Here is a 2809-nt window from a genome sequence, read left to right on the forward strand (position 1 = left end):
TACCGGTGATGAAAGCCATTGAGGGCGCTCAACAACCGGTCTCGCAAAATAAATTGGCTGGTGTGCGCCTCTGACCGAGAAGAACGTGGGCGTCGCCCTGCGGGCCGGGCTGTTGGCTGCGCTGAAGCCCCGCGAGCGGGTCTTCCCCCTTACGGGCTGCCATCCCTGACGCAAAACGGCCCGAGTCCCCGAACAAGCCAGTTGCTGAGCCGATCGGAAGCTCCCGCGTATTCGGAATCGAACCTTAGCCCCTAAATGCAAGCGATGCCGAGGGCCTCAAGGACATCGAACGGAAGCGGCATTTCGCGGAGCAACCGCCAGGTGGGCAAACCCACTTTCGCCCCAGACAAAAGGGACAGCGCTGTTCTCGGTGTCAATCAGACCAACACTGCATCCGCGGGACGAACCATGTGCGTTTCGGCTCACATGCTTCCGGTGAAGGACCAAGCCCGCTCTCGAATGGGCTTTCCTTGGTTCTGGTGCGGCCTTCCACGATCAACCCGCAAGGGGTTCGCTACGCAAGCGTGCGACCTCTCCGGCTTCGCCTTCGAGGTGACCGCGACCGCCCCGAACACTTCGGCGCCTGTCGAGCGGGGATGGTCCCCGCCGCAAGACGGGAGCCTTTCATGTCGCACAATCTCACCCTCGCTCAGAACCACGCCTTCGACCTGGCCCGCACGCTGATGGTGCCCGTCATCCTTTTCCAGACTGAGAACGAATTCGGCGTGATGGTCTCCAGCGAATACGACGGCGATCAGGACGCCATCGTCCATGAATACGACCCCTGGTGCCCCGCTCATTGAGCCGGGTGACCGGCTGCCGCTGGCGCCATGCCGGCTGCAAGGGAGGCTTCGCCGCGCCGACGATGCGGCGACTGACGGTTGGTCAGCGCGCCCTTGCATTCGGAAGGCTTCGCGGCCGGTCGGGGATGCCGCAAGGCTAGGAACAAGTGAGACCAACAGAAGAAGGGGCCGGACGTCGCTTTACGCGACCCCGGTGCAGACAATGGACAAGAGAGAAATCGAAGAGCTCCGCGAAAAGGTCGGATGCGCGGCCCTGCTGGAGAAAGACGGCTGGAAGGTCGACGTCAAGGAAAGCACCCGGCGGGCGATAAAGTATCGCCGCGACAGCAACATCGTCATCGTCATTCACGAAGGCCGCGGCTGGTTCGATCCGTTGTCGCCGGCGAAAGGGGACGTGTTTTCGCTAGCCGCACACCTCGGCGCAGACGGTTTCGTCGAGGCATGTGACCGTGTTGCGGATGTAGTTGGCTTCGTCCCTGCTGCACCAGCGTGGCAGCACCCGGCAAGACCCAAGGTCCTGGCGTCCATTGTAGAACGGTGGAGATATCGCTTCAGGCCGCGCCCCGGCTCGCCAACCTGGCGCTATCTCACCGGCGAGCGCGGGCTGCCGACGAACATCGTGAAGCGCGCAGTCGCTGGCGACCGGTTGCGAGAAGGCCCCCAAGGCAGCATGTGGGCGGCGCATAGCAATTCTGCTGGAGCGCTCACAGGCTGGGAGGAGCGTGGACCGGCATGGCGGGGCTTCTCCACCGAGGGCGCCAAAGAGCTGTTTCGCTTCGGGTCGGAGGAGCCCGAGCGGATCTGCATCACCGAGGCGGCCCTCGATGCCATGAGCCTCGCTGCGATCGAGGTCCTGCGCGACGACACCCTTTATGTCAGCACCGGCGGGGGCTGGTCCCCCGCGACGGATGAAGCGATCCGCCGCCTAGCCAAGCGCGCCGCCTATCTCGTGGCAGCAACCGACAACAATCGGCAAGGCGACATCTACGCCGACCGTGTTCGTGCCATCGCCGCGGATGCAAGTGCGCCGTATGCCCGATTGCGGCCGTGCGCCGGCGACTGGAATGAGGATTTAAGGGCCTGATGGCGACCTCTTGATGTGGCTCGCGGGAGCGACGCGCAGGCTACGTGGTGGCGCAGTGCCAAGGCTTCCGCATGAGCGGGCCTCTGATGCCTCGGCGTTGAGCAAGGGAAAAGGAGATCGAACAATGAGGGAGGCAAGATGAAATGAGACGCTGCCGCATGCCCGGCCGGCGCGTCAAGGGTGAAGCTTCGCCCGCGCTCCGCGGCCCTTGACCCGCCGGACCTTCGATGCGGCCGGCGAGGAGGTGTGATGAAGGACTGAAGTGACGAAGGGATCAGGCGGATCGCTCGCGCTTTCAGTTCGGCCATTCCAAGAGGAGCCGCCCATGCACACCTCCCCCAGCGTCCGCAAAGTCTTCGAAGGCGTTGCAGCGCGCCACGAGATGCACCGCTTGTTCAACCGCCATCGTGGTGACCCCGCGATGGCCGAAGGTGAAGGCCAGCATCTCTTCGCCGGTGAGTGGTTTGAGATCAACGAGCGGGAGCACGACTACATGCTCGAGATCCTGCCACCGCTGTTCATGCGCGCTGACATGTTCGCGATGCGCGAATTCATGACGGGCAGCGTCACCAGCATCTTCTTCGCGCTTGCCATCGACGGAAGGCGACGTTGGTTCCATGGCTATTGCGATCTTTCCGATCGGCTTTCGCCGGAGCGGATGAAGGCGGCGATCATCGAGCGCGAGTCACGGCCCGTGCGGGCGATGACGCGCGACGAACGGCTCGAGCACATCTGGTCGAGCACGCATGACGATTATCGCGGCTATGCCGGCGAGCGCTAGCCGCAGGCCATTCGTGGCCGCCGCACTGTACTCGTCTACGCCGGCCAGAGCGGCACGGTCCTGAAGCTACTTGACGACCTCACCGAGGCAGAGATCGCGGCCAAGCTGCCGGTGCAGTTCCGCCATCTGCCGGAGACGGTT

General features: G+C 63.8%; 2 protein-coding genes and 1 pseudogene. All 3 read left to right on the top strand.

The features are described from left to right. Window positions 1-626 precede the first annotated feature (626 nt). A complete protein-coding gene (locus tag CWO89_RS46565) occupies window positions 627-803 on the top strand; it encodes a hypothetical protein (protein ID WP_165421579.1) in 177 nt (58 codons plus the stop codon). A 202-nt stretch (window positions 804-1005) separates the two neighbouring features. Beyond that, complete coding sequence (locus tag CWO89_RS42660; RefSeq protein ID WP_130584190.1) at window positions 1006-1887, top strand: DUF3991 and toprim domain-containing protein; 882 nt, start codon at window positions 1006-1008, stop codon at window positions 1885-1887. A gap of 325 nt (window positions 1888-2212) precedes the next feature. Continuing rightward, window positions 2213-2809, top strand: a pseudogene (locus CWO89_RS42665) (DUF1419 domain-containing protein); the annotation flags it as partial.

Source organism: Bradyrhizobium sp. Leo170, from assembly GCF_004296405.1.
Taxonomy (GTDB): Bacteria; Pseudomonadota; Alphaproteobacteria; order Rhizobiales; family Xanthobacteraceae; genus Bradyrhizobium.